Consider the following 6,450-nt stretch of genomic DNA (forward strand, 5'->3'; position numbering starts at 1 on the left):
AATCCAATTCTTTCTGGTAAGTAAGCTCGAAACCTATACACGATCGGGCATTCCCTATCTAAAATCTCACATCTAAAATGGTATAATTTGCGATCGAGCTACGGTAAAATCTCAAACTCATCTATATTATTAATCGCCATGTCAGCCGATCGCAAACTCTACGAAGGCAAAGCCAAAATCCTGTACTCCACCGAAGACAGCGAAATCTTGCTGACCCACTTCAAAGACGACGCCACAGCCTTTAACGCCCAAAAACGCGGCAGCATCGCCGGCAAAGGCGAAATTAACTGCGCCATATCCGCCCACCTGTTTCGGATGCTAGAAGCCAAAGGCATTCCCACCCACTTCATCGACACGCCCGCCCCCAACCAAATGCGAGTCTGCCGCGTCGGCATCTTGCCCTTAGAAGTCGTCGTCAGAAACATTGCCGCCGGTAGTCTTTGCAAACAAACGGGAATCGCCCTCGGTACAATTATCAATCCGCCGCTGGTGGAATTTTATTACAAAAACGACGATCTGGGAGACCCGCTGCTAACCCGCGGCAGATTGCAGTTAATGCAGCTAGCTACCCCCGAACAAGTAAAGCAACTGTCGATCGCCGCCCGTGAAATTAACGAAATACTCAAAGAATTTTTTACCCTGTGCGGCATCACCCTGGTAGACTTCAAACTGGAATTTGGTATCGACCAACATCAAAATCTGATCCTCGCCGACGAAATCAGTCCCGACACTTGTCGCCTCTGGGACAACGCAGAAACTGACCCCGACGCGCGCGTGATGGACAAAGACAGATTCCGCCGCGACTTGGGCTCGGTAGAAAGCGCTTACCAGCAAGTTCTCCAGCGGGTTCTAGCTCAGAAAGTATAGAGGCTTGAAATGCGCTAGAATTGCACAGTTTGTACCCCTTCTGCCTTTAATGTCAGCAATCAGCCGTGAACAGTCATCAATTAAGTAAGTAGTAGTTCCGAATTAATTACACGAAATTTCGACTGAAACTCTTGCCTAGTAAGGAGTCTTTATGTAATTATTTTTGTGTGGTTATTTAGCGGTCAGTCGATTTTAAATTTTAGATTTACTTCACAAATGAATCTGGGAGGTTGAACTCTTAGTCTAAAATTTGGGGAACACTACGACAGCCCAGCGGGGGATAGATAAACAGTTGACAGTTGACAGTTGACAGTTGACAGTTAACTAATGACTCATGACTAATGCTGTTCGCGAGCTCCGAGACTCGCACTAATGACTAATGACTAATGACTAATAGACCTCTTGCAAAAATCGGAAAACACCCTGAAATCATCTGCGTTTATCTGTGTTTATCTGTCTGACATCTGCGGTTGAAGGATCGCTCAAAGACGACTAAATAATGTCGTGTGTGCGATCGCCCAAAAGAGTGAACAAAAATGCGTTTATCTGCTGTATTGGTGGCAGTTTTTACTGTCTCAGCAACCTTCGGATTATCAAATTCGGCAAGTGGTCAAACATCCTACTCTGAATCAACAGAGGAAGCTTTGGCTGCCGTTCCTTCCGCCCCGTCGATCGAATTACCCGATCGCCCCGTTCCAGAATTAACCCAAAATTCTCCTCAAAACCGCACAGCCGCTAACAGCAGCCCAGCGGCAGCCCTAAAAATAGCGGCGGCCCCTCGCAGAGGAGAAGACGATCGCGAACCCCCAAACCGAGTCACAGACCCAGTAACCCCGGTTTCGCCCGCACAGGTGCAACTCCAACCGGAGATTGCATCCAATCCCGTCGCCTCTAGCAGCCAAAATGCCCTGCCAGAGGCACAAGTGGCTAGCCCGCTCCCCCCCTCGGAGACGGGTGTTTCGCCCACCTGGGTTGCCGTAGAGCCTCGGAAACAGGACGAATCAGGGGCGATCGTCCAAAACGCCCAAGTTTCTCCCAAACCAGTCCAGGATGAATCAGGGGCGATCGTCCAAAACGCCCAAATTCCCCCCAGACCGGCCCCGGCTAGACCGGCCCCGACCAGACCGGCCCCGACCAGACCGCCGGCTAACACCCTTCCGACATTGCCCTCGGGCCCAGGAACACCGCAGCCCAGACCAGCCCCCGCACCAGCCGGGGCAGCAGAACCGCAAGTGCTAGTTGCCGAAGTTACCGTTACCGGGGCAACCGGAGACCTGGCAAGCGAGATTTACCGAGTCATCAGCACCCAACCGGGACGCACCACCAACCGCAGCCAACTGCAACAAGACATCAACGCCATTTTTGCCACCGGCTTTTTCAGAAACGTGCGTGCAGTCCCGGAAGACACCCCCTTAGGCGTTCGGGTGAGTTTTATCGTGCAGCCAAATCCGGTGCTGCGGGGAGTGACAATCACCGGTCAGCAAGTGCTGCCCCAAAGCGTAATTGACGATAGCTTCCGCGATCAGTACGGCAAAATTCTCAACCTCCGCCGCTTTGAGGAGGGAGTGAAAAAAATTAATGCCTGGTATCAAGAAAACGGCTATGTTTTGGGCCAAATCACTGATGCGCCACAAGTAGCAGACGACGGCACTGTCACCTTGGTAGTGGCAGAAGGCCAGATCGAATCCGTTGATGTCCGCTTCCTGAACAAGGAGGGAGAGGCAACGGATGCGACCGGTCAGACGATCGGAGGTAACACCCGCCGCTATGTCATTACCCGCGAAGTACAACTCAAGCCTGGAGACATCTTTAACCGCACCAAGGCGGAAAGGGATTTGAGGCGAGTGTTTGGTTTGGGGATTTTTGAAGACGTGCGGCTTGCTTTGGAACCGGGAACGACTGACCCCCGCAAGGCAAGGGTAATTGTCAACGTCATTGAGAAAAATACTGGTTCTCTGGCTGCGGGTGCGGGTTTGAGTTCCGCGACGGGCCCGTTCGGTACGCTGAGTTACCAGCAGCAAAACTTGAACGGTAGGAACCAAAAATTGGGGGCTGAAGTACAAATCGGGCAACGCCAAACGCTGTTTGACTTGAGTTTTACCGATCCCTGGATTGCGGGCGATCCTTACCGGACTTCTTTCACGGCTAATATTTTTAGAAGGCGATCGATCAGCGTGATTTTTGACGGCGGCGAGAGGGAAGTCAGATTGGCAAATGACGATCGACCCCGCATCGTCCGCACCGGTGGCGGCATCAATTTTACCCGTCCCTTGTCGCGCGATCCTTTTGCAGATTCTGAGTGGACAGCTTCACTCGGTTTGCAATACCAGCGAGTCTCAATTACCGATCGCAAAGGCCGGCGCGAATCCGAGGATGCACTCGGCAACCAGCTAAGTTTTAGCAACTCTGGTTCCGATGACTTGACAACCATTCAAGCAGGTGCTGTGCGCGATCGGCGCAACGACCCCCTCCGCCCCACCAGCGGTTCCCTGCTCAGATTTGGCATGGAACAATCAATTCCTGTAGGTTCCGGCAGCATCTTGCTCAACCGCCTGCGCGCCAGCTACAGCTTTTACCTACCAGTCAAGTACACAAACTTTACCCCCGGCCCTCAAACCCTGGCATTTAGTTTTAAAGCCGGCACCGTATTCGGAGATTTGCCTCCCTACGAAGCCTTTGCCTTGGGTGGCGCCAACTCGGTGCGCGGATACAAAGAAGGCGACATGGGAGCAGGCCGCAGCTTCCTAGAAGGCAGCGTGGAGTACCGTTTCCCGATTATTTCGTTTATCGGCGGAGCGCTATTTTTGGATGCCGGCACCGACTTGGGCACGGGCAAAGATGTCCCCGGCGACCCGGCTGGTGTTCGCAGAAAGCCCGGTAGCGGTTACGGTTACGGCCTCGGCGTGCGGATTCAATCTCCTTTAGGCCCGATCCGGATCGATTACGGTATCAACGACGGCGGGGACAATCAAATTCACTTTGGGATTGGCGAGCGATTCTAATTGAAGAGTCATTAGTCAGTAGTCATTAGTCATTAGTTAGGGGTAATGGGTAATTGGTAATTGGTAATTGGTAATTGGTAATTGGGGAAAAGGTAATTGGTAATTGGTAATTGGTAATCGCTAATTACTGATTCTCCCTCTCTCCCCCTCTTCCTTCTTCCCTCTTCCTTCTTCCCTCTTCCTTCTTCCCTCTTCCTTCTTCCTTCTTCCTTCTTCCTTCTTCCTTCTTCCATGACTCAAAGTACCTTAAAATCTAAATTTGAAGTGTCGGGAATTGGTTTGCACAGCGGCGAACAAACTCGCGTCCGAGTCTTGCCCGCTGCGGTGGGAGAAGGCCGCTATTTTGTCAGAATTGACTTGCCCGGTGCTCCGATAATTCCGGCAACAATTGAGGCGGTTTGTCAGACTGCACTTTCTACTGAATTGGCTGGTGCGACAGGTGATCAAATTCGCACTGTAGAGCATCTATTAGGCGCTTTGGTGGGGATGGGAACGGATAATGCTCGAATTGAGGTTGATGGGCCAGAAGTACCGCTGCTGGACGGTTCGGCTCTGGTTTGGGTAGAGGCGATCGCCCATAGTGGCCTAATTCCTCAAGAATGCCAGGAAGAGCCAAATCCCTCATTCGTCCTGACTGAGCCGATTTGGGTGCGTCACGGGGATGCTTTTGTCGCCGCCCTACCGTCGGCTCAAACTCGGTTTAGTTACGGAATTGATTTTGAGGAACAGGCGATCGGCAATCAATGGTACAGTTGGTCGCCAGAGGTAGAAAGTTTTGCCAGCGCGATCGCCCCAGCCCGCACTTTTGGACTTGCCCGCCAAGTTGAACAATTGCGACAAGCAGGTTTGATCAAAGGTGGTACCCTAGAGAACGCCCTAGTTTGCGATCGATCCGGCTGGCTCAACCCGCCCTTGAGATTTGTCAACGAACCAGTGCGGCATAAAATCTTAGACTTAGTAGGCGACCTCAGCCTGCTGGGAACTTTGCCAAAAGCTCATTACTTGGCTTACAAAGCCAGTCACAACCTGCACGTCCAACTTGCCAAAGCCCTGAACTCCCAAGCTGGGAGCATCTCATTTTCGTAAACAGCATTGTTTTGTTTGAGTGCTGTCCCTGCTCGCGTATTGTATAAGCAAAACTGAGATGCTTCCTCCAAACAGAGGCCGTGCTACAGACAAGTTAGAAAAGCTTCCAGCTTGTCCGTAGCAGTTACAATTCACAAACCTAGACGCGATCCCTCGCGTTTTTACCACACTCAAAAGTCTTCAAGCAATGTCCACGCTGACTGAAGTTAACACCCTCAATACTGCTAATTCCGAATCCGTTTCCACAGAAAACGGTGAGAATTCTCCAGCGGTTAAATCTACTTTTACTCTCGAAGAAATCCAGAAAATATTGCCTCACCGCTATCCTTTTGCACTCGTAGACAGGATTGTTGATTACGTGCCGGGAGTGCGGGCTGTAGGAATTAAAAATGTGACTTTCAACGAACCACATTTTCAAGGGCATTTTCCCGGAAGACCGATTATGCCGGGTGTCTTAATTGTCGAAGCGATGGCTCAAGTTGGCGGTATGGTTCTCGGTCAGTTACCGGACATTGAGCAAGGATTGTGGATGTTTACCGGCATTGATAAAGTCAAATTCCGCCGTCAGGTTGTACCGGGCGATCGGTTGCTGATGACTGTAGAATTGCTCTGGGTAAAACGCCGCCGCTTCGGAAAAATGCAGGCGATTGCAGAAGTGGACGGACAAAAAGTTTGTGAAGGAGAATTGACGTTTTCGATGGTAGATTAAATTGTTATTGGTTATTGGTTATTGGTTATTGGTTATTAGTTGTTGAGGAAATTTTATTTGTTCCTGATGACAACTGAAAACTGACAATTGACGGGACTACTGATACTAAATTCTGGTTTGTTACTCCTTGATGATTCGGCGATTGAAATCGCTACTACACAAGCGAAGTCCGCCTCCGCGGACTAAGAAATAAACGGGGTATTTAAGCTTGATTTGGCATGAAAACTGAAAACTGACAACTGAAAACTGAAAAATGCTTACTTTGATTCACCCAACTGCTGTGATTCATCCCCGCGCCGAACTGCACCCGACTGTAGAAGTGGGTGCTTATGCTGTAATTGGGGAAAGAGTGAAAATCGGGCCGGAGACTAAGATTGGTGCCCATGCAATTATCGACGGGCTAACAGAAATAGGTGCTCGCAATCAAATTTTCCCTGGTGCGGCCATTGGTTTGGAACCTCAAGATCTCAAATATGAGGGTTCTCTGACTAGGGTGACAATTGGCGACAACAATGTGATTCGGGAATACGTGACAATCAACCGCGCTACTGGAGCGGGGGAAAGCACGACGCTCGGCAATAATAATATGTTGATGGCTTACGTTCATGTGGGCCATAATTGCGATATTGCCGATCGAGTAATCATTGCCAACGCTGTAGCCCTAGCGGGACACGTCAAAATTGAGTCTCAAGCCAGACTCAGCGGGGTTTTGGGCGTTCATCAGTTTGTCCACATCGGCCGCTTATCCATGATCGGTGGCTTGAGCAGGATCGATCGAGATGTGCC

Annotated in this window: 6 protein-coding genes; 5 read left to right on the forward strand and 1 reads right to left on the reverse strand. The window is 50.5% G+C overall.

Translation table 11 applies throughout. From position 1 onward, the window contains the following. Positions 1–138 precede the first annotated feature (138 nt). The gene (purC, locus tag JGK20_RS15340; protein WP_293186504.1) at positions 139–867 is read left to right on the forward strand and encodes a phosphoribosylaminoimidazolesuccinocarboxamide synthase; all 729 of its coding nucleotides are present in this window, start codon (positions 139–141) and stop codon (positions 865–867) included. A 536-nt stretch (positions 868–1,403) separates the two neighbouring features. Further along, positions 1,404–3,869, forward strand: coding sequence for a BamA/TamA family outer membrane protein (locus tag JGK20_RS15345; RefSeq protein ID WP_293231150.1), 2,466 nt, complete (start codon positions 1,404–1,406; stop codon positions 3,867–3,869). 32 nt (positions 3,870–3,901) lie between these two features. Here JGK20_RS15345 and JGK20_RS15350 read toward each other — a convergent pair whose 3' ends face one another. Next, positions 3,902–4,102, reverse strand: a complete 201-nt coding sequence (locus tag JGK20_RS15350; protein ID WP_293198150.1) for a hypothetical protein — start codon at positions 4,100–4,102, stop codon at positions 3,902–3,904. Here JGK20_RS15350 and lpxC point away from each other — a divergent pair. The 3 genes from lpxC to lpxA form a co-directional block, all read left to right on the forward strand. After that, complete coding sequence (lpxC, locus tag JGK20_RS15355; RefSeq protein WP_293231153.1) at positions 4,101–4,955, forward strand: UDP-3-O-acyl-N-acetylglucosamine deacetylase; 855 nt, start codon at positions 4,101–4,103, stop codon at positions 4,953–4,955. The two genes, JGK20_RS15350 and lpxC, sit on opposite strands and share 2 nt — an antisense overlap. Before the next feature lie 187 nt (positions 4,956–5,142). Then, a complete protein-coding gene (gene fabZ / locus JGK20_RS15360; protein WP_293186502.1) occupies positions 5,143–5,664 on the forward strand; it encodes a 3-hydroxyacyl-ACP dehydratase FabZ in 522 nt (173 codons plus the stop codon). A 253-nt stretch (positions 5,665–5,917) separates the two neighbouring features. After that, positions 5,918–6,450 (forward strand): acyl-ACP--UDP-N-acetylglucosamine O-acyltransferase (gene lpxA, locus JGK20_RS15365; protein ID WP_293231156.1); only part of this gene is annotated, 533 nt, incomplete at its 3' end.

It is taken from the genome of Microcoleus sp. PH2017_05_CCC_O_A (assembly GCF_020738785.1).
Classification (GTDB): domain Bacteria; phylum Cyanobacteriota; class Cyanobacteriia; order Cyanobacteriales; family Microcoleaceae; genus Microcoleus.